The organism is Variovorax paradoxus, assembly GCF_024734665.1.
Classification (GTDB): Bacteria; Pseudomonadota; Gammaproteobacteria; order Burkholderiales; family Burkholderiaceae_C; genus Variovorax.
This window is the reverse complement of record NZ_CP102931.1, coordinates 5394536-5417538: the sequence shown is the minus strand read 5'-3', so window position 1 is coordinate 5417538 and position 23003 is coordinate 5394536. Positions and strand designations below refer to the sequence as shown.

Below are 23003 nucleotides of genomic sequence, written 5' to 3'. Positions count from 1 at the left end.
TGAGAGTCGCGCCACCGCGACACGCGTAGCTGGCGTGCCGAAGCAGAATCGGCGCGATGAAACCTGCGCCCGTTGCCGCCGCCTGCCTTCTCTTGCTGGGTGTTCCGCTGGCCGCGCAGGCCCAGCAGGAGCCTTCGGGCGATCCTGACACCAGCGGCGCGCGTCTGCGCGAGATCACCGTCTCCACGCCACGCGGCGAAGTCGCGCCTTTCAACGTGCCAGGCTCGGTCGACCGCGTCGACGGCGACGAGATGCGCGGCAGCCGCCTGCAGGTCAATCTTTCGGAAAGCCTCGGCGCGGTGCCGGGGCTGCAGGTGCAGAACCGGCTGAACTACGCGCAAGACCTGCAACTTTCCATTCGCGGTTTCGGTGCGCGCTCGACCTTCGGCGTGCGTGGCGTGCGGCTGTATGTCGATGGCATTCCCGCGACCTTGCCTGACGGCCAGGGGCAGACTTCGAACATCGACATCGGCTCGCTGGACCGGGTCGAAGTGCTGCGCGGGCCGTTCTCGGCGCTCTACGGCAATTCGTCGGGCGGCGTGGTGCAGGCCTTCACTGCTTCGGGCGAGGGTGCACCGCGGCTGGCGTACTCGCTCGCGGGTGGCAGCTTTGGCACCTGGCGGCAGTCGCTGCAATTGAGCGGATCGCAGGGGGCGGTGGACTATCTGCTCGACGCGAGCCGCTTTCACACCGACGGCTGGCGCGAGCACAGCGCGGCGCGGCGCGACATCGCCAATGGCAAGCTCGGCATTGCGCTGGACAACGGCGACAAGCTGACGCTGATCTTCAACAGCGTGCGCATCGACGCGCAGGACCCGCTGGGCCTCACGGCCGACCAGTACGCGCTGGCGCCGCGCAACGCCCCGCTGGCCACGCAGTACAACACCCGCAAGACCGTCGAACAGACGCAGGCCGGCCTGCTCTATGAGCACCGCATCGACGCGACGCAGGGGCTGCGCCTCATGGTCTACGGCGGCGAGCGCAAGACCACGCAGTTCCAGTCGATCCCGCCATCTGCGCAGCAGAACCCGCTGCATGCGGGCGGCGTGATCGACCTGTCGCGGCAGTATGGCGGCGTTGACCTGCGCTGGAACGCCGCGCTCACGCTGGCCGACCGACCACTCGACGTGGTGGCGGGCCTGGCCTACGACAGCCTGCGCGAAAAGCGGCGCGGCTACGAGAACTACCTCGGGCCAGTTTCAGCGCCGGTGCTCGGCGTGCAGGGGCGGCTCAGGCGCAACGAGCTCAACGAGGCCTGGAACCTCGATCCTTACGCGCAAGCTACCTGGCGTTTCGCCGACCGTTGGACGCTGGAAGCCGGCGTGCGCCGCAGCAGCGTGCATTTCAACTCGCAGGACCGCTACATCGTCGGGGCGAACCGCGACGACAGCGGCAGCGCGCGCTACAGCAAGACGCTGCCGGTGGCCTCGCTGCGCTACCAGGCGACGCCGGACCTCGCGCTGTACGGCTCCATCGGACGCGGCTTTGAGACGCCGACGCTGAACGAGCTTTCTTATCGGGCGAACGGTGCGAGCGGGCTCAACTTTGCGCTGCGGCCTTCGGTGAACGACAGCATCGAGATCGGAGCCAAGGCGCGGCTTGCCGGTGGCCTGCTGACGGCGGCGCTGTTCCAGACCCGCACGCGCGACGAGATCGTCACGGACACCAACGTCGGCGGCCGCGCCACTTTCCAGAACGCGGGCCGCACCAGGCGCAACGGCTTCGAGCTGGGCTGGCAGCACGAGACCGCGAATCACTGGCGCACGCAACTGGCCTACACGTGGCTGGATGCGACGTACCGCGATGCCTTCTGTTCGCCGTCTCCGTGTGCGACTGCGAACACCGTGGCGGCGGGCAATCGCATTCCGGGTATTGCACGGCAATCGCTGTTTGCATCGCTGGGGTGGGTGCCGCCCGAGGGCTGGCGCGCCGGCGTCGAGATGCGTGCGCTGGGCCGCATGCAGGCCAACGACGTCAACACCGCAAGCGGGCCGGGCTATGCCGTCGCGGCGGTGTATGCGGGCTACCTGACGAAATGGGAGCGTTGGGAGTTCAACGCCTTTGCGCGTGTCGACAATCTGTTCGACCGGCGCTACGTGGGCTCGGTCATCGTCAACGAGGGCAATGCGCGCTATTACGAGCCTGCGCCGGGCCGTAACTGGACGGTGGGCTTGAGCGGCGCTTACCGCTTCTGACCCACCGCCACTTGTCGCTTCTTACTTGAGGCCGGCAGCCGCGCGCAGGGCGGGCGCCTGCGTCGTCGCTTCCCAGGTGAACTCGGGCTCTTCGCGGCCAAAGTGGCCGTAGGCGGCGGTCTTCTGGTAGATCGGGCGCAGCAGGTCGAGCATCTGGATGATGCCCTTCGGACGCAGGTCGAAGTGCTCGCGCACGAGTTCGGCGATCTTGTCGTCGGGGATCACGCCGGTGCCTTCGGTGTAGACCGTGATGTTCATCGGCTCGGCCACGCCGATGGCGTATGCCACCTGGATCTGGCACTGGCGCGCGATGCCGGCGGCCACGATGTTCTTGGCCACATAGCGCGCGGCGTAGGCGGCCGAGCGGTCGACCTTCGACGGGTCCTTGCCGGAGAACGCACCGCCGCCGTGCGGGCAGGCGCCGCCGTAGGTGTCGACGATGATCTTGCGGCCGGTGAGGCCGCAGTCGCCCTGCGGGCCGCCGATGACGAAGCGGCCGGTCGGGTTGATCAGGTAGCGCGTTTCCTTGAGCCACTCCTTGGGCAGTACGGGCTTGATGATCTCCTCGATGATGGCTTCGTTGAACGAGGCCTTCATCTTGGTCGAGGTTTCGCTCTGGTCGGGGCTGTGCTGGGTGGAGAGCACCACGGTGTCGATGCTGTGCGGCTTGCCGTCCACGTAGCGCATCGTCACCTGGCTCTTGGCGTCGGGGCGCAGGAAGGGCAGGCGGCCGTCCTTGCGCAACTGGGCCTGGCGCTCGACGAGGCGGTGCGCGTAGTAGATGGGCGCGGGCATCAGCTCGGGCGTTTCGTCGCAGGCGTAGCCGAACATCAGGCCCTGGTCGCCGGCACCGGTGTTCAGGTGGTCGTCGCTCGCGTGGTCCACGCCCTGGGCGATGTCGTTGGACTGCTTGTCGTAGCAGACCATCACGGCGCAACCCTTGTAGTCGATGCCGTACTCGGTGTTGTCGTAGCCGATGCGCTTGATGGTGTCGCGCGCCACCTGGATGTAGTCGACGTGCGCGTTGGTCGTGATTTCGCCGGCTAGCACGACCAGGCCGGTGTTGGTCAGCGTCTCGGCGGCCACGCGGCTGCGGGGGTCCTGCTCGAAGATCGCGTCAAGGATTGCGTCCGAGATCTGGTCGGCTACCTTGTCGGGGTGGCCTTCGGAAACCGATTCGGAAGTGAAGAGGAAATCGTTCGCCATTTGTTCAAACTCCTTGAAGTGGTTGGCGCGTTGCCAACTCTGCGGAGCCATGGCGAACGCTTTAGCAGATGCCGATGAATCGGCCGGGGCACAATCGCTTCGCGCTTGTGTTTGTCGCCCTGCAAGTTGTTCCGTAACTCGGCGACAATTTGCATTCTATTCGAGCCGCGCAATACCATGCGCGCGCGTCCGTTTTTTGACCCCCCCGTTTTTCAATGATCACCCTGTTCCGCCTGCTTGCCCGCGTGCCGATGCCGTTGATGCATCGACTCGGCGCCATGCTGGGCTGGCTGGTCTGGTGGAGCGCGCCGGACTACCGCCGCCGCTTCAAGGCCAATGCCGAGAGCGCGGGCTTCGTCCCCGACCAGTACCGTCCCGCCATTGCCGCCGCCGGCAAGATGGCTTCCGAGCTCCCCTGGCTCTGGCTGCGCCCACAGGGCCAGACCGTGCTGCACCGCGTGGTGCGCTGGGAAGGCGTCGAGGCCTTCGAGGCGGCCATGCAGGCCAAAAAGGGCGTGATCCTGGTCGCGCCGCACCTCGGCAGCTGGGAGATGTGCGGCCAGGCCATCGGCGAGCGCTTTCTTTCCGCCTATGGCCCGATCACGGCGCTGTTTCGCCCCGCGCGCAAGAAATGGATGGCCGATCTGATCGCCGCCGGTTCGCGCGATCGGCCCGGCCTGCAGACGCTGCCCACCAACAACAGCGGCGTGCGCGGCCTGATCCGCACGCTGCGCGGCGGGGGCTACACCGGCATCCTGCCCGACCAGGTGCCGCCATTGGGGCAGGGCGTGTGGGCGCCGTTCCTGGGGCGTCCGGCCTACACCATGACCCTGCTTCCCCGCCTTGCGCAACAGACCGGCGCGGCCTGCTTCCTCAGCGTGTGCGAGCGCCTGCCGAATGGCGCGGGCTACGTGATCCGCTTCGAACCCATCGTCGGCACGGCGCTGACCGACCCGTCGGCTTCCATCGAGGACGCGTCGGCTGCCATGAACGACGCCATCGGCCGGCTGATCCACAGCCTGCCGGGCCAGTACGTCTGGGACTACGCCCGCTACAAGGAGCCGCGCGCCGAGCGCGTGGCCGCCGCTGCCGGGGAGGCCGCATGAGCCTCGGTTCCCGACTCGGCATCGGCTTCATGCGCGTGATCGCGCCGCTGCCGTTGCCGCTCGTGCGCGGCTTCGGCGCGTTCCTCGGCCGCATCCTCCACACCGTCGCCGTGCCGCGGCGGCGCGTGGTCGACACCAACCTGGCGGTCTGCTTCCCCGAGAAATCGGAGGCCGAGCGGCGCGCCATCGCGCGCCAGACCTTCGTCTACGTGGCGCAGTCCTGGCTGGACCGCAGCTGGCTATGGCATGCGCCCGAAAAGGTGGTGTCGAGCCGGCTCAAGGTGGTCGGGGCCGCTTCGGAGATCCGCGAGATCGCCGACGGCGATGAGCCAATGATCCTGTTCGCACCGCATTTCTATGGCCTCGACGCCGCGGCCACCGCGCTGACCATGCACACGGCGCGCCCTTCGGCCACCATCTACACGACCCAGCGTGACCCGATGGTCGACGCCTGGATCCGCGAAGGCCGCACCCGCTTCGGCGACGTGGCGGCGCTCAACCGGGTGGACGGCATCAAGCCGGTGCTGCAGGGCCTGCGCAAGGGCGGCCTGCTGTACCTGCTGCCCGACATGGACTTCGGGCGTGACCAGACCATTTTTGTGCCGTTCTACGGCGTGCAGGCGGCCACCGTGCCCTCGCTGTCGCGATTCGCGCGGCTGGGCAAGGCCAAGGTTGTGCCGGTGGTGTCGAAGCTCACGCCCGGGGGCTACGAGATCGAGATCCTGCCGACCTGGCAAAACTTCCCGACCGACGACGTCGAGGCCGACACGACGCTCATGAACACGCGGCTGCAGGGCTACATCGACACGATGCCTGCCCAGTACTACTGGGTGCATCGCCGGTTCAAGACCCGCCCGGAGGGCGAGCCGCCGATTTACTGATTGCGCTGCAGGAAGCCCTCGATCTCGCGGGCAACCAGCTGCGGCTGCTCGTGCACGATCCAGTGGGTCGCGTTCGGCACCTTCTTCACTTCGAGCTTCGGCACGTAGTCTTCCAGCCCTTCGAGCAGTCCGGGCAGCAGCGCCGCGTCGTCGAGCGCCCAGAACACGAAGGTCGGCACGTCCACCGTGAGCCGTTCGCGTGGCAGCACGGGAATGCCGTCGATGGTCTGGCCCGGCAGCGGCGGCTTCATCGGCGTCACGCGGTAGAGGTTGCAAGCGCCCGTGAGGCCCGCGCCCCAGACCTCGCGGTACTTCTGCTTCACCTCTTCGGTGAGCCAGCCGAAGCCGTCGGGGCCGGCCTTCATCAGCAGGAAGAAGGGCCACATGCGCTTGAAGTCGTCGGCCGCGAGCAGCCCCTCGGCGTCGGGGCGCGCGAGGAAGTTCATGTAGGCGCTCGCTTGCTGCTGCTCCGGGCTGTTGCGCAGTTCGCGGGTGAAGGTGCCTGGGTGCGGCGAATTGATGATGACCAGCTTGCCGACCTGCTGCGGGAATGCGTTGGCATAGCCCCAGGCAAAGGCGCCGCCCCAGTCGTGGGCCACCAGCGCGGCCATCGTGCCGTCGGCGCTTTCGGTCGCGACGAGCTGCTGGATGTCCTGGATCAGCAGGTGAGCCTTGTAGGCCGCTACTTCCGTCGGCGCGCTCGACTTTTCGAAGCCGCGCAGGTTGGGCGCCACGCAGCGGTAGCCGCCGTGGGCGGGGTCTGCGAAGTATTCGAGCAGTTCGTCCCAGATGAACGCGGCCTCCGGGAAGCCGTGGAGGAACACCATCAGCGGCTGGCCCGGCTTGCCGGCGGCGCGGCAGCTCAGGGTGGTGCCGTTGGGCAGGCTGCGTTGGAAGGTCTCGATCATGCTTCTTGTCTCCTTGGGTTGACTGTCGCTATTGTTTTGATAGTGAACTGCGCAGATGGGACGGTCGGTACAGCCTGTTTTGTGATCAGGCCTCTTCTGGCTCAGCCGGTGGCTCCGGTGGCGTTGCCGGTACGGCAGCCCCATCCGGATGCACCCAGCGCCACAGCAGTTCGGCTGCTTCGCCAACGCCCTGCTTCTTCAAAGCCGAGAACAGTTTCACCTCGCCGCCGCCGGCGTTCAGTCGCGTAATGGACAGCACCTTGGCGGCTTCGCTGCGAGTGAGCTTGTCGGACTTGGTCAGCAGCACAAGGAACTTGAGGCCCTGCTCCACGCGCGGGCGGATCACGTCGAGCAGGATCTCGTCGAGCTCGGTCAGGCCGTGGCGCGGGTCGCACATCAGCACCACGCCGCGCAGGCTTTCGCGCGTCATCAGGTAGTTGCCCATCACGCGCTGCCAGCGCAGCTTGGCCTCGCGCGGCACGGCCGCATAGCCGTAGCCGGGCAGGTCGGCCAGCACCGCGTCGTCGACCTTCTGCTTGCCGATGCCGAACAGGTTGATGTGCTGCGTGCGGCCCGGTGTCTTGGAGGCGAAGGCCAGGCGCGTCTGCTGCGTGAGTGTGTTGATGGCGGTCGACTTGCCTGCGTTGGAGCGGCCGACGAAGGCGATCTCGGGCAGGTCGACGGGGGGCAGATGCTCCAGCTGGGGGGCGCTGGTGAGGAAGTGGGCGGTGTGCAGCCAGCCGAGCGCAACGCGCTCGCGTTCAGCGACCTGGGGGTCCGCGGCGGGGGCCGCGCGGGGAGGATAGGCAGCGGGCTTGGCGCGCGGGGAGGGCATCTACGGACTTTCGAAACAAGACCCACATTGTAGAATCGTGAGGTTTTGCGCCATAAATTCGAAGCCCCCGATATGAAGTTGTTTGCCAATATTCTGCTTGCAGCCCTCGTGGGCATCGCATCCAGCGCGAGTTTTGCAGCCGATGAACACGCGGCTGCTCCGGCCGCGGCGCCTGCAAAACCGGCCAAGCCGGACCCCGCCAAGGGGGACACGCTGTTCAATGCGAGCACTCCAACGGTGCAGAGCTGCGCGTCATGCCACAACGCCGACGGCAACTCGACCATCGCGGCCAATCCCAAGCTGGCACAACAGCATCCCGAATACATCCTCAAGCAGCTGGAAGACTTCAAGTCCGGCAAGCGCAAGAACAGCGTCATGAGTCCCATGGCTGCGAACCTCAGCGACCAGGACATGCGCGACATCGCATGGTTCGTGGCTTCGAAGAAGGTCAAGACCGGCTTCTCGAAGAGCAAGGACACCGTGGCCTTGGGCGAGAAGATCTACCGCGGCGGTATCGGTGAGCGCTCCATCCCCGCCTGCGCCGGCTGCCACAGCCCCAACGGCGCCGGCTTGCCCGCTCAATACCCGCGCCTGGGCGGCCAGAACGCCGACTACACCGTGGCCCAGCTCAAGGCCTTCCGCGGCGACGGCACTCCCGTGCGCACCAACAGCGGCCCCATGACCGGCGTCGCTGCCAAGCTCAACGACCGCGAAATTGCCGCCGTGGCGGACTACATTGCCGGCTTGCGCTGATGACGATGCGCTCCAGAGCGTGAACTAACCGCCGACAACAACCCCAAACAAAGGGCGGGCCGATCCAGCAGGATGGCCCGCCTTTTTGCTTTTTTCCCTTCTTCCCTTACCTTCGCCCGATGTCCGTCTCCACCCATGGCCTTCGCGTTCATCGCGGCCCGCAGATGCTTCGTGCTGCGGTGGAGCTGTTTTCGTCGATGCGCTTCGCGATCGCGCTGCTCACCATCATCTGCATCGCATCGATCATCGGCACCGTGCTCAAGCAGCACGAGCCGATCAACAACTACATCAACCAGTTCGGGCCGTTCTGGGCCGAGCTGTTCCGCGCGGCGCGGCTCGACTCGATCTACAGCGCCTGGTGGTTCCTGCTGATCCTGCTGTTCCTCGTGATCAGCACCACGCTGTGCATTGCGCGCAACACGCCGCGCATCCTGGTCGACCTCAAGACCTTCAAGGAAGACATCCGTGCGCAGAGCCTGAAGGCCTTCGGCCAACGCGCGGAGAACCGGCTCGGTGAAACGCCCGAAGCGGCGGCCAACCGCATCGGGCAACTGCTGGTGAGCGGCGGCTGGAAGGTCAAGCTGCAGCAGCGCGAGGCTGTCGACGGCAGCCGACCGACTTCCGCGGGCTGGATGGTCGCGGCGCGTGCCGGCGGCGCCCACAAGCTCGGTTACATCGCGGCCCACAGCGCGATCGTGCTGGTGTGCATCGGCGGCCTGCTCGACGGCGATCTCGTGGTGCGCGCGCAGACCTGGTTCAACGGCAAGAGCGTGTTCACCGGCGGCGGCATGATCGCTGACGTGGCGCCGGAGCACCGCCTGTCCGCCAGCAACCCGACCTTCCGCGGCAACATCCTCGTGCCCGAGGGCGGGCAGGGCAGCGTGGCCATCCTGAACCAATCCGACGGCGTGCTGCTGCAGGAGCTGCCGTTCTCAATCGAGCTGAAGAAGTTCATCGTCGACTACTACTCGACCGGTATGCCCAAACTCTTTGCAAGCGAGGTGGTGCTGCACGACCGCGAGACCGGCGAGCAGGTGCCTGCGCGCATCGAGGTCAACCACCCGGCCAGCTACAAGGGCGTGGAGATCTACCAGTCGAGCTTCGATGATGGCGGCTCCAAGGTGAAGCTCAAGGCGGTGCCGATGGCGGCCGCTGCCAAGTCTTTCGAAGTGGAAGGCATCATCGGCGGCCCGAGCACCGAGATCACCAACGGCAAGGACAAGCTCACGCTCGAATACGCCGCGCTGCGCGTGATCAACGTCGAGAACTTCGCCGACGCCGGCGTCATGGGCAGCGGCGCCGACGTGCGCAAGGTCGACCTGCGCCACGACATCGAATCGCGCCTGGGCGCCGCCAACAAGACCAACAAGCCGAAGGTGCTGCGCAACATCGGCCCGAGCATCGGCTACAAGCTGCGCGATGCCGCCGGCCAGGCGCGCGAATATCAAAACTACATGGTGCCGGTCGACACCGGCGACGGCCAACCGGTGTTCCTGCTCGGCATGCGCGAGAAGCCCGAAGACCCGTTCCGCTACCTGCGCGTGCCGGCCGACGAGCAGGGCTCGATGGATGGTTTCGTGCGCATGCGTGCCGCACTCGGCGACGCCGACACCCGCGCGCGCGCCATCGAGCGCTACATCGCCAAGGCGACCGACCCCAAGCGCCCCGAAATGGCCGAGCAGCTGCGCGTGTCGGCCGCGCGCGCGCTGGCGCTGTTCTCGGGCAGCGAGCGTGCCAAGGCCGACGCCACCACCGTAGGCGGCTGGCAGGCGATTGCAGAGTTCATGGAAGTCAACGTGCCCGAGGCCGAGCGCGAGCGCGCAGGCGGCGTGCTGGTGCGCATCCTGAACGATGTGCTGTTCGAAGTGCTCAACCTGAGCCGCGAAGGCGCCGGCCTGGCCGCGCTGCCGAACGACGAGAAGTCGCAGGCCTACCTGACCCAGGCCGTGCTGGCCATCAGCGACGCGCACTTCTACCCGGCCCCTGTCGCGATGATGATGACCGACTTCACCCAGGTGCAGGCCAGCGTGTTCCAGGTGGCGCGCGCCCCTGGCAAGAACGTCGTCTATCTGGGCTGTCTGTTGCTGATCGTCGGGATTTTTGCCATGCTGTACGTGCGTGAGCGGCGCCTCTGGGTGTGGCTGACGCCCGATGGCAACGGGACCGACGGCGACAAATTGGAGACAGCCGCCACGATGGCGTTCTCGGTCAATCGCAAGACCATGGACAGCGACCGCGAATTCGAGCACCTCAAACGCAAGTTGCTCGCCCTGAACAAGACAGAACCCGAGACACCATGAACACCACGACCCTCACGCTCAATGAAAGCTGGCTCTCGCGCCGCAACCTGTTCGACTGGGTGTTCGCGGCGCTGGTGCTGGCCGGCGGCCTGTTCGCGTTCGCGCGCTATGCGGGGTCGATGGACTACTACGAGAAGCCGATCCTCATTGCCGCGGTGATCGCGATGATCTCCATCGGCTGGTTCTGGCGGCCGCTGCGCGTGCTGGCTATCGTGGTGGCCGCGGCGTCGCTGCTGGCCATTGCCTCGTACCAGGGCGACCTGGCGCGCGCCGACACGGTGTTCTGGCTCAAGTACTTTTTGTCGAGCCAGTCGGCCATCCTCTGGATGAGCATGCTGTTCTTCATGGGCACGCTGTTCTACTGGCTCGGCTTCTTCGGCGGCAAGCAGTCGGACACCTTCGACATGATCGGCTCGCGCCTGACCTGGGCTGCCGTCACGATGGCGCTGATCGGCACCATGGTGCGCTGGTACGAAAGCCACCTGCTCGGCCCGGACATCGGCCACATCCCGGTCAGCAATCTGTACGAAGTGTTCGTGCTGTTCTGCTGGCTGACGGCTGCGTTCTACCTCTACTTCGAAGAGCGCTACAACACGCGTGCGCTCGGCGCCTTCGTGATGCTGGTGGTGAGCGCGGCGGTCGGCTTCCTGCTCTGGTACACGATCGTGCGCGAGGCACATGAAATCCAGCCGCTGGTGCCTGCGCTGCAGAGTTGGTGGATGAAGCTGCACGTGCCGGCCAACTTCATCGGCTACGGCACCTTCGCGCTGTCGGCCATGGTCGCCTTCGCCTATCTCATCAAGGAGCAGGCCAACGAGACTCGCTGGTACAAGCTCACGCCGATCTGGCTGCTGGGCGTGGCGCTGTGCTTCGTGCCGGTGGCATTCCGCCAGCGCGTGCAGGAAGCCGGCGGCAGCTACTGGGTGGTCTATGCGGGCATCTCGGCGCTGATTGCGGCGGGCATCCTGCTCGGGCGCAAGCGCATCGCGGCGCGCCTGCCGGCCAACGATGTGCTCGACGACGTCATGTACAAGTCGATCACCGTCGGCTTCGCCTTCTTCACCATCGCCACCGTGCTGGGCGCCCTGTGGGCTGCCGACGCCTGGGGCGGCTACTGGAGCTGGGACCCGAAGGAAACCTGGGCGCTGATCGTCTGGCTCAACTATGCGGCCTGGCTGCACATGCGGCTCGTGAAGGGCCTGCGCGGCACCGTGGCCGCCTGGTGGGCGCTGGGCGGGCTGGCGGTCACCACTTTCGCCTTCCTTGGCGTGAACATGTTCCTGAGCGGGTTGCACAGCTACGGCACGCTGTAGACGCAAGCTTGCGGTCTTTCGCGAAGAATTGAAACCGCGCGCCGCGACGGCGCGTAACCAAATCAGGGTCGGTCACGAACTACCCTGAGCACAACGATTCACGCGAAAGGCCTGTCATGTCGTTCCATTCCCGCCCGATCCGTCGCAACAGCAGCAGCCAAGGCGACAACGGCTTCATCCACCCGCTGTCGAGCGAGATCACGCCGCGCGCCGCCTACGAAAGCCGGCGCGACATGCTGAAGCTCATGGCTGGTGGCGCGGCAGGGGCGGCGCTGGCCGGTTTTGCCTCGCGCGAAGCCTGGGCACAGGCCGAGCGCCCCAACAAGCTCGCGCCGCTGCCGGGCGCCAAGTCGACGGTGCCGGGCGCCATGTCGATGGAAAAGCTCACCGACTACAAGGACGCGTCGACCTACAACAACTACTACGAGTTCGGCACCGACAAGGCCGATCCGGCCAAGAACGCCGGAACGCTGAAGACGCGGCCGTGGACAGTGGAGATCGAAGGGCTGGTCAAGAAGCCGGGCAAGTACGGCATCGAAGACCTGCTCAAGCTCAGCGCGCAGGAGGAGCGCATCTACCGCCTGCGCTGTGTCGAAGGCTGGTCGATGGTCATTCCGTGGGTCGGCTATTCGCTGGCCGAGCTGATCAAGAAGGTCGAGCCGCAGGGCAATGCCAAGTTCGTCGAGTTCGTCACGCTGGCCGACCCCAAGACCATGCCCTTCGTGGGCTCGCGCGTGCTCGACTGGCCCTACACCGAAGGCCTGCGCATGGACGAGGCGATGCACCCGCTCACGCTGCTTGCCTTTGGCATGTACGGCGAGGTGCTGCCCAACCAGAACGGCGCGCCGGTGCGCCTGGTGGTGCCGTGGAAGTACGGCTTCAAGTCGGCCAAGTCGATCGTGAAGATCCGCTTCGTCGAAAAGGAGCCGAGCACTGCCTGGAACAAGGCTGCGGCCAACGAGTACGGCTTCTATTCGAACGTGAACCCGAACGTCGATCACCCGCGCTGGAGCCAGGCCACCGAGCGCCGCATCGGCGACGGCGGCGGCCTGTTCGCCAAGCGGCGCAAGACCGAGATGTTCAACGGCTATGAAGCCCAGGTCGGCCAGCTCTATGCGGGCATGGACCTGAAGAAAAACTTCTGAGCCCGCTTCTGCACCCGGCCATCGCTCCATGAACAAGCTGCTCATGCACCCGGCGACCAAGCCGGTCATCTTTTTGCTGTGCCTGCTGCCGTTCGCACGGCTGGCCTACGGCGCGTTCACGGACGGACTCGGCGCCAACCCCGCCGAGTTCCTGATCCGCGCCACGGGCGACTGGACGCTGCGCTTCATCTGCATCGTGCTGGCGGTGACGCCGCTGCGCGTCATCAGCAAATGGAACGCGCTTGCGCGCTATCGGCGCATGCTGGGCCTGTTCGCCTACTTCTACGTGGTGCTGCACCTGCTGTGCTACAGCTGGTTCGACATGGGCTTCGAGTGGGGCGACATCGCCAAGGACATCGCGAAGCGGCCGTTCATCCTGGTGGGCTTCTCGGCCTTCGTGCTGCTGACGCCGCTGGCGGCCACGTCGTTCAATCGCGCGATCAAGGCGATGGGTGCCAGGCGTTGGCAGATGCTGCACAAGCTGGTCTACGTGATCGCGGGCCTGGGCTTGCTGCACTTCTTCTGGATGCGCGCGGGCAAGAACAACTTCGCCGAAGTGTTCATCTACGTTGCGATCATCGGGGTGCTGCTCGCGTGGCGCGTGTGGAATTTTGCGAGCAAGCGCAGGGCGAAGCCGGCAGCAGGGGCAGCAGGCGCGGTGCGCAACAGCGAGAAGCCGCTGCGCACCAACTGACGGCAGTAATCAGCCGTCGATCTCGCTGCGCAGCTGGTCTTCCATCGTCTCGCGACGGCGGATCAGCCTGGCGCTGGCGCCACTCACCAGCACCTCGGCGGCACGGCCGCGCGTGTTGTAGTTGCTGGACATGCTCATGCAGTACGCGCCCGCCGACAGCACCGCCAGCAGGTCGCCCGCCACCACGTTGAGCGCGCGGTCGCGGCCGATCCAGTCGCCGCTTTCGCAGACTGGGCCAACCACATCGTAGGTCGGTGCGTCGCCGGCGCGCGTGCGCACCGGCACGATACGCTGGAAGGCCTGGTACATCGCAGGGCGCGGCAGATCGTTCATGGCCGCGTCGACGATGCAGAAGTTCTTGTCCTCGCCCGGCTTGGTGTAGAGCACCTCGGTCACGCACACGCCAGCATTGCCGACCAGCGAGCGGCCGGGCTCGATCACCAGCTTGCGCTGGCCGAAGCCGCGCGCGTCGAGCTTGGCGAGCAACTGCTGCCACAGCGCATCGGCCTTGGGCGGGACTTCGCCGTTGTAGTCGATGCCCAGGCCACCGCCGAAGTCCAGGTGATGGATCGGCACGCCGGCCGTCTCGATTGCCTCGACCAGGTCGAGCACGCGATCGCAGGCGTCGAGGTAGGGCGAGGCTTCGGTGATCTGCGAGCCGATGTGGCAGTCGATGCCGACCACTTCCAGGCCCGGCAGCCTTGCGGCATGCCGGTAGGCCTCGACCGCGCGGTCGTGCGCGATACCGAACTTGTTGCCTTTGAGGCCGGTGGAGATGTACGGATGCGTCTTCGGGTCGACGTTCGGATTGATGCGAATGCTGATGGGCGCGCGCTTGCCTTCGGCCACCGCCACTTCGTTGAGAACGTCGAGCTCGGCTTCGCTCTCGACGTTGAAGCAGGCGATGCCGGCGGCGAGGGCCTCGCGCATTTCCGCGCGCGTCTTGCCGACGCCCGAGAAGATGATCTTCTTCGGATCGGCGCCGACGGCCAGCACGCGAGCCAGTTCACCGCCCGAGACGATGTCGAAGCCGCAGCCGGCCTCCGCGAAAACGCGCAGCACGCCGAGCGACGAATTGGCCTTCATCGCATAGCAAATCAGCGCATCGCGACCTTCGAAGCCGCGCTGGTAGGCCGCCAGGGCGTCCAGCATCCACTGCTTCGAGTAGACAAAAAGAGGGGTGCCATGCTCGCGGGCCAGTGCGTCGAGCGCAACGCCTTCGACGTGCAGCGCGCCGTCGCGCTCGGCAATGTGCGGCTGGCCGGGGAGGGCGGGGGATGTGATACCGGGGCTCACTTGCGCGGTTCCGTGCTGTTGCTGCTGGCCGGTGCGCTGGCAGCGGCGGCCGGGGCACTTGCGGCAGCCGCTGGTGCGGGCGCCGCCTCGCTGGAGGACGATGACCGCAAGCTTTCGGGCGTCATCAACTGCGGCAACGTGGCTCGTCCGGCGGCGGCAGGATCGGTCGGCAGGTACAGCGCACCGCGCTGTCCGCAAGCAACCAGACCGGCAGCGCCTGCGACGAGGCAGACCATGAGCGCAGCGCGGGCGCGGGTGCTCACTAGAATTTGGCGAACGTTCAACATAGCGAAATTGTAATGACCGACACCGAGTACATGGACCGCGCCGAAGCCGCGCTCGCCGCCATCGAGCAAGGCTGCGACCGTATCAACGAGGCAACCGACGCCGACATAGACAACCAGAGGGTGGGCGGGATGATCACGATTTCGTTCCCCAACGGCAGCCAGTTGATCGTGAATCTGCAAAAGCCCCTGCAGGAAATCTGGCTTGCCGCGCGCTCCGGCGGCTACCACTATCGCCATGACGGCCAAGTCTGGGTCGATACCAAGACCGGGGAGGAATTCTTCGGCAACCTGTCGCGCGAGGCGACCCTGCAGGCAGGTCAGCCGCTGGCATTCGCGGCCGCCTGATTCTTCGTCTTCGCCGTCAGTTACGGAAAAGATCGAGGATGCGGTTGCGCTCCTCGGGCGGGGCCGGCGGGCTCACTGGGGCGCCGGTCAGGGCTTCCGCTGGCGCCGCAGGCGTGGACTCCACACCCAGGCTTGCCACGCCGCGTCCTGGCGCGTAGTCGTCGTAGTACCACTCGCCGCCGACGCTCACGATGCCTGAAGGCGGATTGGCCGATAGCTCAGTCACCGGCACGCCCTTGATGGCGGTTTCCATGTAGGTGATCCAGATCGGCAGGCTCAGGCCACCGCCGGTTTCGCGGTCGCCCAGGTTGCGCGGTGTGTCGTAGCCGATCCACGAGATGGCCGTCATGGTCGGCTGGAAGCCCGCGAACCAGGCATCCAGCGAGTCGTTGGTGGTGCCGGTCTTGCCGTACAGGTCGGGGCGCTTGAGCATGGCTTGCGCCTTGGCAGCGGTGCCGGCGCGGGCCACGGAATTCAGCAGCGTGTCCATGATGAAGGCATTGCGCTGGGGAATGGCGCGCAGCGACTCGTTGAGCAGCGGCGGTTGTTTGTCGACCAGGACCTTGTCCTTGTGGTCGGTGATGCGGGTCACGAGGTACGGATTGACGCGGTAGCCGCCGTTGGCGAACACAGAATAGCCCACTGCCATCTGCATCGGCGTGACCGAGCCCGCGCCGAGCGCCATCGGCAGATAGGCCGGGTGCTTGTCCTTGTCGAAGCCGAAGTTGGTGATCCACTCCTGCGCGTAGCGCGTGCCGATGGACTGCAGGATGCGGATCGACACGAGGTTCTTCGACTTCATCAGCGCGGTGCGCATCGACATCGGACCGTCGTAGCCGCCGCCGTAGTTCTTGGGCTCCCAGGGCTGGCCGCCGGTGGTGCCGGCGTCGAAGAAGAGGGGGCCGTCGTTGATGACGGTGGCCGGGGTGAATCCCTTTTCAAGCGCCGCGGAATAGATGAATGGCTTGAAGCTCGAACCCGGCTGGCGCCAGGCCTGCGTCACGTGGTTGAACTTGTTCTTGCCGAAATCGAAGCCGCCGACCAGCGCCTTGATGGCGCCGTCGCGCGGATCCATGGCGACGAAAGCGCCTTCCACCTCGGGCAGTTGCGTGATTTCCCAGGTGTTCTTGAGCGTCTTCACCACACGGATGACCGCGCCGCGACGGATCTTGATGTTGGGCGGAGCCTTGTCGGAGAGGCCGGACTGCGCGGGCTTGAGGCCGTCGCCGGTGATCTGCACGGGGTCGCCGTTGCCGCGCACGGCGTCGATCTGCTTGGCCGTGGCCTTGAGCACGACTGCTGCCATCACGTCGCCGTTGTCGGGGTGGTCGCTGAGTGCGTCGTCCACCGCCTCGTCGAGTTCCTTGGCGTCGTTCGGCAGATCGACGAACTTCTCGGGGCCGCGATAGATCTGGCGGCGCTCGTAGTCCATGATGCCCTTGCGCAGTGCCTTGTAGGCTGCAGCCTGGTCGGCCGCGACCAGCGAGGTGTAGACCTTCAGGCCGCGCGTATAGGTGCTGTCGCCGTACTGGGCGTACATCAGCTGGCGCACGGTTTCCGCGACGTATTCGGCGTGCAGGCGGTTCGGGTCGGCGGCATCGCGCAGATGCAGTTCTTCCTTCTTGGCTTCGGCGGCCTGTTCGGCGTTGATGAAGCCGGCTTCCTGCATGCGGTCGATCACATAGAACTGGCGGCCGCGCGCACGCTGCGGATTGTTGACCGGGTTGTTCGCACCCGGCGCCTTCGGCAGGCCAGCCAGCATGGCGGCCTGTGCGATCGTGAGCTCTTGCAACGGCTTGCCGAAATACGCTTCGGAGGCGGCGGCGAAGCCGTAGGCGCGGTTGCCGAGGTAGATCTGGTTCAAGTAGATCTCGAAGATCTGGTCCTTGGTGAGCAGGTGCTCCAGCTTGAAGGTCAGCAGCACCTCGTAGATCTTGCGGGTGAGCGTCTTCTCCGAGCTCAGGTAGACGTTGCGTGCCACCTGCATCGTGATGGTCGATGCGCCTTGGCTTTTCACGCGATTCATGTTGGCCAGGCCCGCGCGCACCATGCCCTTGTAGTCGACGCCGCCGTGGTCGTAGAAGCGTGCATCTTCGGCCGCGAGCACGGCGTCTTTCACGACCTTGGGAATGGCGGAAATCGGGGTGAGATTGCGGCGTTCCTCGCCGAATTCGCCGATCAGGGTGCCTTCAGCCGAGAACACCCGCAGCGGCAGTTTGGGCCGGTAGTCGGAGAGCTCGCTGATGTCCGGCAGGTTCGGATACGCGACGGCAAGAGCCACCGCCACCACGCAAAGCACCGCCAGCACACCGGCCGCGGCAATGCCGAAGCCCCAGAAGAAAAAGCGCAACAGCCATTTCAGCCAGGTCGGGCGCTTGGGGGGAGGGGTCTTGGCTGGCCCTTTGGGGCTTGAAGTTTCTTGCATGAGGGGCCGGAGAGTCACCGGACATTATAAAAAGCCGTCCTCTTTTCACGATCCGATCTTTGCTGCCCTTGCATCGCCATAATTCAAAAGTTACAAAATGCGGATTTGACGTCAGGTTTTGACAACGCTTCAGGGTTTTGCCCCCCGGCGCTGCTTGGTTGCCGCTACGCCTGCTGCTAGCATGCAACCGAACGCACATTTTTCTATTGGTTACAAATACAGGGGGAGAGGGACCTAACTTGGCTGCTCTTGGATCATTGTTTCGTCGTCAGAACGCTCCCCTGCTTGGGCTGGATGTCAGTTCGTCCAGCGTCAAGCTGGTCGAGCTCGGCCGTGAGGCCAGCGGCAAGCTGGTTCTGGAACGCTGTGCCATCGAGCCCCTGGAACGTGGCTGGATCACTGACGGCAACGTCGAAAAGTTCGACGAGGTGGCGGAAGCCGTCCGGCGCGTTGTCCGCAAGAGTGGCACGCGCACGCGCAATGTGGCGCTTGCACTGCCGCCGTCGGCCGTGATCACCAAGAAGATCATTCTTCCGGGCGGCATGAGCGAGCAGGAGCTCGAGATTCAAGTCGAGTCCGAAGCCAACCAGTACATCCCGTTCTCGCTGGACGAAGTCAGTCTCGACTTCTGCGTCACGGGGCCGAGTGCCACGTCCGCCGGCGACGTGGAAGTGCTGATTGCCGCGTCCCGCAAGGAAAAGGTCCAGGATCGCGAAGGCCTGGCAGAAGCCGCCGGCCTGAAGGCGATGATCCTCGACGTCGAGTCCTATGCGTCGCGCCTGGCAACCGCCCGCCTGATCGAGCAACTGCCTGGCAAGGGTGTGGATTCGATCGTGGCGCTCTTCGAAGTGGGTGCCTTCACCACCAGCATGCAGGTGCTGCGCAATCAGGAAGTGCTGTACGACCGCGACCAGGCATTCGGCGGCGCCCAGCTTACGCAACTGATCGTGCGCCAGTACGGTTTTTCCGCTGAAGAAGCCGAAGCCAAGAAGCGCAGCGGCGACCTGCCCGACGACTACGGTTCCGGCGTGCTCAAGCCTTTCGTGGAAAGCATCGCGCAGGAAATCGCGCGTGCGCTCCAGTTCTTCTTTACAAGTACGCCGCACAACCGTGTCGACTACGTGCTGCTGGCGGGTGGATCGGCATCGCTGCCGGGCCTGACCAACGCTGTGACGCGACAGACTTCGTTTGCCTGCTCGCTCCTGAATCCCTTTGACGGCATGGACTTCAGCTCGAACATTCGCGAGAAGAAGGTTCGCCGTGAGGCGCCGTCCTATCTGACCTCTTGCGGGTTGGCCATGCGGAGGTTCCTGCAGTGATCCTCATCAATCTGCTTCCGCACCGCGAAGCTGCACGCAAGCGGCGGCGCGAGGCTTTCTTTGGCACCTTGGGCGCCGCAGCGGTGCTGGGTCTCCTGATCGCCGGCCTGGGCTACCTCTGGTTTGAGGCCCAGATCGCAGGGCAGCGATCAAAGAACAGCTTCCTCTCGGCCGAAATCAAGAAGCTCGAGGTCGAGATCAAGGAAATCTCGACATTGCAGGAAGAAATCGCGGCGCTGCGCGCGCGCCAGCAGGCCGTCGAAGACTTGCAGGGCGACCGCAATCTGCCTGTGCACCTGCTCAACGAACTGGTCCGGCAACTGCCCGACGGCGTCTACCTGACCAGCATGAAGCAGGACAACCAGACGGTCACGCTTCAGGGCATGGCGCAGTCGAACGAGCGTGTCTCGGAACTGCTGCGCAACCTTGGCAACAACAGCCCTTGGCTCGTGAAGCCGGAGCTGGTTGAAATCACGTCGGCAAACGTGAACCTGAATCCGCGCGACCAGCGCCGCGTTGCGAACTTCACGATGCGCATTGGCCTGAAACGCCCCACCGATGCTCAAAAGGCCGCCGCCGAAAAGGCCTTGGCCGCAACGGCGCAATCCAAGGGGTAACCGATCATGGCAAGCAATCGCCCCTCCCAAAAAATAGATGTCGGCGCTGCGTTGCAGCGTTTCGGCGAACAGTTCCGCGGGCTCAACCCGAACGATCCGTCGATGTGGCCGCCGGTGCCCCGGTACGCGCTCTGCCTGGCGGTCACCGCGCTGGTACTGGTTGCCTTGTGGTTCGTCTGGCTGACCAATTCGAACGACGAACTCGAAAGCGAACGTTCCAAGGAAGTCGCGCTCAAGGCCGACTACCAGAAGAAGGTTGCCCAGGCCGCCAACCTCGAACTGCTGAAGAAGCAGCGCGAACAGGTCCAGCAGTACGTGACCCTGCTCGAGAAGCAATTGCCCAGCAAGGCTGAAATGGACGCCCTGCTGTCGGACATCAACCAGGCAGGCCTTGGCCGCAGCCTTCAGTTCGAGTTGTTTCGTCCTGGCACGGTGTCGGTCAAGGACTACTACGCCGAGTTGCCGATTGCCGTTCGTGTGACGGGGCGCTACCACGACATGGGCGCCTTTGTAGCCGACGTTGCCGGCCTGTCGCGCATCGTGACGTTGAACAACATCACCGTCACCCCGCAAAAGGACAAGGACGTGCTGACGATGGACACCACCGCACGCACCTTCCGCTACCTCGATGATGACGAGCGGGCCGCGCAGAAGCGCGCCGCTGCGCCGAAGGCGAAGAAATGAAGATCGCCGCCAAAGTACTGTGGCTGACGATGGCCGCGTTGGGGCTGAGCGCCTGCGACTCGGGCCAGGACGACCTGCAACGCTGGATGGCCGAACAGCGTGCCCAGGTGAAGCCCTCGGTGCCCCCCATTTCGGAGCCCAAGAAGTTCACGCCGCAGGCCTATACCGAAGCCTCGTCGTTCGAGCCTTTCAACATCCTGAAGCTGACGCAGGCGCTGCGCCGCGATTCGAACCAGCCGAGCACGTCGGAGCTGATCGCGCCCGAACTGGCGCGCCGCAAGGAGGCGCTCGAAGCCTTCCCGCTCGACTCGATGGCGATGGTCGGCAGCATGAACCGCAACGGCCAGCCGGTGGCGCTGGTCCGTGTCGACAAGTTGCTCTACAAGGTGCGCGTAGGCGAATACCTGGGACTCAACTACGGGCGCATTACCCGTATCAACGAAACCGAAGTCGCCTTGCGTGAAATCGTGCAAGACGCCGCCGGTGAATGGATCGAACGCGTCGCGACGCTGCAGCTGCAAGAGAGTGCGAAATGAACCAAAACAAATCAACGATGGCACAGTGGCTGCGCGCTGCCGGCCTGGGTCTGCTGGCCTTCGGCGCATTGGCCGTGGCCCATGCGCAAAACGCCATCGAGGCCGTGACCAGCTCGACCCAGTCCGGCGCGGAAGTGATCCGCATCGACCTCGCGCAGCCGCTCACCGCGGTGCCCGCCGGGTTTGCCGTGCAAACGCCGGCTCGCATTGCGCTCGATTTCCCGGGTGTCACGAACGCCATCGGCCGCTCCGCCATCGAGGTGAACCAGGGCAACCTGCGCTCGGTGAACGTGGTTCAGGCTGGTGAACGCAGCCGGGTGGTGTTGAACCTGAAGCAGGCGACTGCGTACAAGGCCGAGATCCAGGGCAAGTCGCTGCTGGTCATTCTCGAACCGGTGGCTGGCTCCGCGCTTGTCACGTCTGCCGCCACGACTTTCGCGGAAAACCGCAACCGGGACATGCTGCCGTTGCGCGACGTCGATTTCCGCCTTGGCGCCGACAGCACGGGCCGCGTCATCGTCGATCTTCCGAACAACCAGGTTGGTGTCGACGTCAAGCAGCAGGGCAAGAACCTCGTCGTGGAGTTCACCAAGTCGACGTTGCCAGAGGGGCTGCGCCGCCGCCTCGACGTGGCCGACTTCGGAACGCCGGTCCAGCTGATCACTTCACAGCAATCGGGCGACCGCGTCCGCATGACGATCGAAGCCAAGGGTGACTGGGAGCACAGCGCCTACCAGAGCGAGAACCAGTTTGTGGTCGAGGTCCGCGCCCGCAAGGTCGATCCGACCAAGCTGACGCAAGGCGTCGGCTACAACGGCGAGAAGCTGTCGCTCAACTTCCAGAACATCGAAATCCGTTCGCTGCTGCAGGTGATTGCCGACTTCACGAACTTCAACATCGTGACTTCGGATTCGGTGAGCGGCGCGCTGACTCTGCGACTGAAGGACGTGCCCTGGGACCAGGCGCTCGACATCATCATGCAGGCGAAGAATCTGGGCATGCGCAAGAACGGCAGCGTGCTGTGGATCGCGCCCAAGGATGAAATCAACGCGAAGGAAAAGCTCGAATTCGAGGCCAAGGCCGCGATCGAGAATCTGGAGCCACTGCGGACCCAATCGTTCCAGCTTAACTACACCAAAGCGATTGCCATTGCTCAGGGGCTGACTGGGACGAGCGCTGCATCGGGTGGCGGTGGCGGCGGTGGTACGACGACGCGCATCCTGAGCCCTCGCGGCAGCGTCATCGCCGAGTCGCGCACCAACCAGCTCTTCGTGTCGGACATCCCGTCGCGCCTGGCCCAGGTGACCGAGCTGATCCAGAAGCTGGACATTCCAGTTCGCCAAGTGCTGATCGAAGCCCGGATCGTCGAAGCGTCCGATACCTTCGGCAAGTCGCTCGGTGTGCGGCTGGGCGGCGGTATCTCGGGCGAGCGTTTTGCATCGTCCGCTGGGAATCGGGCCTATGGCAACGTTGGCGTGATGCCCGTCGTCACGGCGGGCACCAACGGTGGCGCCAGCACTGCCACCACCACTTGGACTAATTCCAACTTCATCAACCTCCCGGCAGGCGATGCGGGCGGCACAGGCAACGCAGCAGGCACCTTCGCGATCTCGCTCTTCAATTCGAGCTTCTCGCGCATGCTGAACCTCGAGATCTCGGCGCTCGAAGCCGACGGCAAGGGCAAGCTGGTGTCCAGCCCACGCGTCATCACAGCCGACCAGACCAAGGCGCTGATCGAGCAGGGTGAAGAAATCCCGTACCAGCAGGCCACGTCCAGCGGCGCTACCTCGATCTCGTTCCGCAAGGCGGTGCTGAAGCTCGAAGTCACGCCGCAGATCACGCCGGAGGGCAACATCATCCTGACGCTGGACGTAAGCAAGGACGCCCGCGGCGTGAATACCTCGGCGGGCCCGGCGATCAACACCAAGCACGTGCAGACCGAGGTGCTGGTGGAGAACGGCGGCACGGTCGTCATCGGTGGTATCTTCGAGCTCACCGAAACCAATGACGAATCGCGCGTGCCGGTGCTGGGTGAAGTGCCCTACCTGGGGGCACTGTTCCGCAAGCGCGAACGCGTTGCCAACAAGACCGAAATGCTCGTCTTTATCACCCCGAAGATGATTACCGACCGCAACGCCGCGCGCTGACGCGCGGGCGT

At 65.1% G+C, this 23003-nt stretch carries 20 protein-coding genes; 14 read left to right on the top strand and 6 right to left on the bottom strand.

The annotated features are described in order from the left end of the window. The first annotated feature begins 56 nt into the window (after positions 1-56). Positions 57-2195 carry a TonB-dependent receptor gene (locus tag NWF24_RS25615; protein WP_258350997.1) on the top strand — a complete coding sequence of 713 codons (2139 nt, stop codon included), beginning with the start codon at positions 57-59 and terminating at the stop codon, positions 2193-2195. 21 nt (positions 2196-2216) lie between these two features. Here the strand turns inward: NWF24_RS25615 and metK are convergent, their stop codons facing one another. Further along, positions 2217-3401 carry a methionine adenosyltransferase gene (metK, locus tag NWF24_RS25610; protein ID WP_258350996.1) on the bottom strand — a complete coding sequence of 395 codons (1185 nt, stop codon included), beginning with the start codon at positions 3399-3401 and terminating at the stop codon, positions 2217-2219. A 215-nt stretch (positions 3402-3616) separates the two neighbouring features. Between metK and NWF24_RS25605 the strand changes: the two genes are divergently transcribed. Beyond that, a complete protein-coding gene (locus tag NWF24_RS25605) occupies positions 3617-4507 on the top strand; it encodes a lysophospholipid acyltransferase family protein (RefSeq protein WP_258350995.1) in 891 nt (296 codons plus the stop codon). Then, entirely contained in the window at positions 4504-5388 is an 885-nt protein-coding gene (locus tag NWF24_RS25600; protein WP_258350994.1) for an LpxL/LpxP family acyltransferase, read from the top strand. The genes NWF24_RS25605 and NWF24_RS25600 overlap by 4 nt, the downstream gene beginning before the upstream one ends. On the opposite strand, the gene NWF24_RS25595 is transcribed toward NWF24_RS25600, so the two are convergent. Beyond that, a complete protein-coding gene (locus tag NWF24_RS25595; RefSeq protein WP_258350993.1) occupies positions 5382-6296 on the bottom strand; it encodes an alpha/beta fold hydrolase in 915 nt (304 codons plus the stop codon). The two genes, NWF24_RS25600 and NWF24_RS25595, sit on opposite strands and share 7 nt — an antisense overlap. A gap of 85 nt (positions 6297-6381) precedes the next feature. Then, entirely contained in the window at positions 6382-7131 is a 750-nt protein-coding gene (yihA, locus tag NWF24_RS25590; RefSeq protein ID WP_258350992.1) for a ribosome biogenesis GTP-binding protein YihA/YsxC, read from the bottom strand. A 72-nt stretch (positions 7132-7203) separates the two neighbouring features. Here yihA and NWF24_RS25585 point away from each other — a divergent pair, with 72 nt between their 5' ends. The 5 genes from NWF24_RS25585 (at position 7204) to NWF24_RS25565 (ending at position 13336) form a co-directional block, all read left to right on the top strand. Then, entirely contained in the window at positions 7204-7884 is a 681-nt protein-coding gene (locus tag NWF24_RS25585; protein ID WP_093075895.1) for a c-type cytochrome, read from the top strand. Positions 7885-8003: 119 nt separating this feature from the next. Then, positions 8004-10184, top strand: a complete 2181-nt coding sequence (locus tag NWF24_RS25580) for a cytochrome c biogenesis protein ResB (protein ID WP_258350991.1) — start codon at positions 8004-8006, stop codon at positions 10182-10184. Further along, complete coding sequence (ccsB, locus tag NWF24_RS25575) at positions 10181-11497, top strand: c-type cytochrome biogenesis protein CcsB (RefSeq protein WP_258350990.1); 1317 nt, start codon at positions 10181-10183, stop codon at positions 11495-11497. The genes NWF24_RS25580 and ccsB overlap by 4 nt, the downstream gene beginning before the upstream one ends. A 116-nt stretch (positions 11498-11613) precedes the next feature. Continuing rightward, entirely contained in the window at positions 11614-12642 is a 1029-nt protein-coding gene (gene msrP, locus NWF24_RS25570) for a protein-methionine-sulfoxide reductase catalytic subunit MsrP (RefSeq protein WP_258350989.1), read from the top strand. 28 nt (positions 12643-12670) lie between these two features. Beyond that, positions 12671-13336, top strand: a complete 666-nt coding sequence (locus NWF24_RS25565) for a sulfite oxidase heme-binding subunit YedZ (RefSeq protein ID WP_258350988.1) — start codon at positions 12671-12673, stop codon at positions 13334-13336. Between the two features lie 9 nt (positions 13337-13345). On the opposite strand, the gene lysA is transcribed toward NWF24_RS25565, so the two are convergent. Continuing rightward, positions 13346-14632, bottom strand: coding sequence for a diaminopimelate decarboxylase (gene lysA / locus NWF24_RS25560; protein WP_258350987.1), 1287 nt, complete (start codon positions 14630-14632; stop codon positions 13346-13348). Then, the gene (lptM, locus tag NWF24_RS25555; RefSeq protein WP_375338410.1) at positions 14629-14895 is read right to left on the bottom strand and encodes an LPS translocon maturation chaperone LptM; all 267 of its coding nucleotides are present in this window, start codon (positions 14893-14895) and stop codon (positions 14629-14631) included. The genes lysA and lptM overlap by 4 nt, the downstream gene beginning before the upstream one ends. 36 nt (positions 14896-14931) lie before the next feature. On the opposite strand from lptM, the gene cyaY reads away from it, so the two are divergent. Beyond that, on the top strand, positions 14932-15264 hold the full coding sequence (gene cyaY / locus NWF24_RS25550) for an iron donor protein CyaY (RefSeq protein ID WP_258350985.1): 333 nt from the start codon (positions 14932-14934) through the stop codon (positions 15262-15264). Positions 15265-15280: 16 nt separating this feature from the next. On the opposite strand, the gene NWF24_RS25545 is transcribed toward cyaY, so the two are convergent. Further along, complete coding sequence (locus NWF24_RS25545; RefSeq protein ID WP_258350984.1) at positions 15281-17689, bottom strand: penicillin-binding protein 1A; 2409 nt, start codon at positions 17687-17689, stop codon at positions 15281-15283. Between the two features lie 239 nt (positions 17690-17928). On the opposite strand from NWF24_RS25545, the gene NWF24_RS25540 reads away from it, so the two are divergent. The 5 genes from NWF24_RS25540 to pilQ are packed head-to-tail and all read left to right on the top strand — an operon-like array spanning position 17929 to position 22992. Continuing rightward, positions 17929-19008, top strand: a complete 1080-nt coding sequence (locus NWF24_RS25540; protein WP_258350983.1) for a pilus assembly protein PilM — start codon at positions 17929-17931, stop codon at positions 19006-19008. Further along, positions 19005-19625: a PilN domain-containing protein gene (locus NWF24_RS25535; RefSeq protein ID WP_258350982.1), complete on the top strand. Its 621-nt coding sequence runs from the start codon at positions 19005-19007 to the stop codon at positions 19623-19625. Before NWF24_RS25540 ends, NWF24_RS25535 begins: the two co-directional genes overlap by 4 nt. Before the next feature lie 6 nt (positions 19626-19631). Next, on the top strand, positions 19632-20309 hold the full coding sequence (locus tag NWF24_RS25530) for a type 4a pilus biogenesis protein PilO (protein ID WP_093048539.1): 678 nt from the start codon (positions 19632-19634) through the stop codon (positions 20307-20309). Next, positions 20306-20845, top strand: a complete 540-nt coding sequence (locus NWF24_RS25525; RefSeq protein ID WP_093048542.1) for a pilus assembly protein PilP — start codon at positions 20306-20308, stop codon at positions 20843-20845. The genes NWF24_RS25530 and NWF24_RS25525 overlap by 4 nt, the downstream gene beginning before the upstream one ends. Continuing rightward, positions 20842-22992: a type IV pilus secretin PilQ gene (pilQ, locus tag NWF24_RS25520; protein WP_258350981.1), complete on the top strand. Its 2151-nt coding sequence runs from the start codon at positions 20842-20844 to the stop codon at positions 22990-22992. Before NWF24_RS25525 ends, pilQ begins: the two co-directional genes overlap by 4 nt. Positions 22993-23003: the final 11 nt, after the last annotated feature.

What these genes read in the sequence shown, in the direction of transcription:
- NWF24_RS25615 (WP_258350997.1), top strand. Translation starts at nt 57, where the DNA reads ATGAAACCTGCGCCCGTTGCCGCCGCCTGCCTTCTCTTGCTGGGTGTT.
- metK (WP_258350996.1), bottom strand. Translation starts at nt 3,401, where the DNA reads ATGGCGAACGATTTCCTCTTCACTTCCGAATCGGTTTCCGAAGGCCAC.
- NWF24_RS25605 (WP_258350995.1), top strand. Translation starts at nt 3,617, where the DNA reads ATGATCACCCTGTTCCGCCTGCTTGCCCGCGTGCCGATGCCGTTGATG.
- NWF24_RS25600 (WP_258350994.1), top strand. Translation starts at nt 4,504, where the DNA reads ATGAGCCTCGGTTCCCGACTCGGCATCGGCTTCATGCGCGTGATCGCG.
- NWF24_RS25595 (WP_258350993.1), bottom strand. Translation starts at nt 6,296, where the DNA reads ATGATCGAGACCTTCCAACGCAGCCTGCCCAACGGCACCACCCTGAGC.
- yihA (WP_258350992.1), bottom strand. Translation starts at nt 7,131, where the DNA reads ATGCCCTCCCCGCGCGCCAAGCCCGCTGCCTATCCTCCCCGCGCGGCC.
- NWF24_RS25585 (WP_093075895.1), top strand. Translation starts at nt 7,204, where the DNA reads ATGAAGTTGTTTGCCAATATTCTGCTTGCAGCCCTCGTGGGCATCGCA.
- NWF24_RS25580 (WP_258350991.1), top strand. Translation starts at nt 8,004, where the DNA reads ATGTCCGTCTCCACCCATGGCCTTCGCGTTCATCGCGGCCCGCAGATG.
- ccsB (WP_258350990.1), top strand. Translation starts at nt 10,181, where the DNA reads ATGAACACCACGACCCTCACGCTCAATGAAAGCTGGCTCTCGCGCCGC.
- msrP (WP_258350989.1), top strand. Translation starts at nt 11,614, where the DNA reads ATGTCGTTCCATTCCCGCCCGATCCGTCGCAACAGCAGCAGCCAAGGC.
- NWF24_RS25565 (WP_258350988.1), top strand. Translation starts at nt 12,671, where the DNA reads ATGAACAAGCTGCTCATGCACCCGGCGACCAAGCCGGTCATCTTTTTG.
- cyaY (WP_258350985.1), top strand. Translation starts at nt 14,932, where the DNA reads ATGACCGACACCGAGTACATGGACCGCGCCGAAGCCGCGCTCGCCGCC.
- NWF24_RS25545 (WP_258350984.1), bottom strand. Translation starts at nt 17,689, where the DNA reads ATGCAAGAAACTTCAAGCCCCAAAGGGCCAGCCAAGACCCCTCCCCCC.
- NWF24_RS25530 (WP_093048539.1), top strand. Translation starts at nt 19,632, where the DNA reads ATGGCAAGCAATCGCCCCTCCCAAAAAATAGATGTCGGCGCTGCGTTG.
- NWF24_RS25525 (WP_093048542.1), top strand. Translation starts at nt 20,306, where the DNA reads ATGAAGATCGCCGCCAAAGTACTGTGGCTGACGATGGCCGCGTTGGGG.
- pilQ (WP_258350981.1), top strand. Translation starts at nt 20,842, where the DNA reads ATGAACCAAAACAAATCAACGATGGCACAGTGGCTGCGCGCTGCCGGC.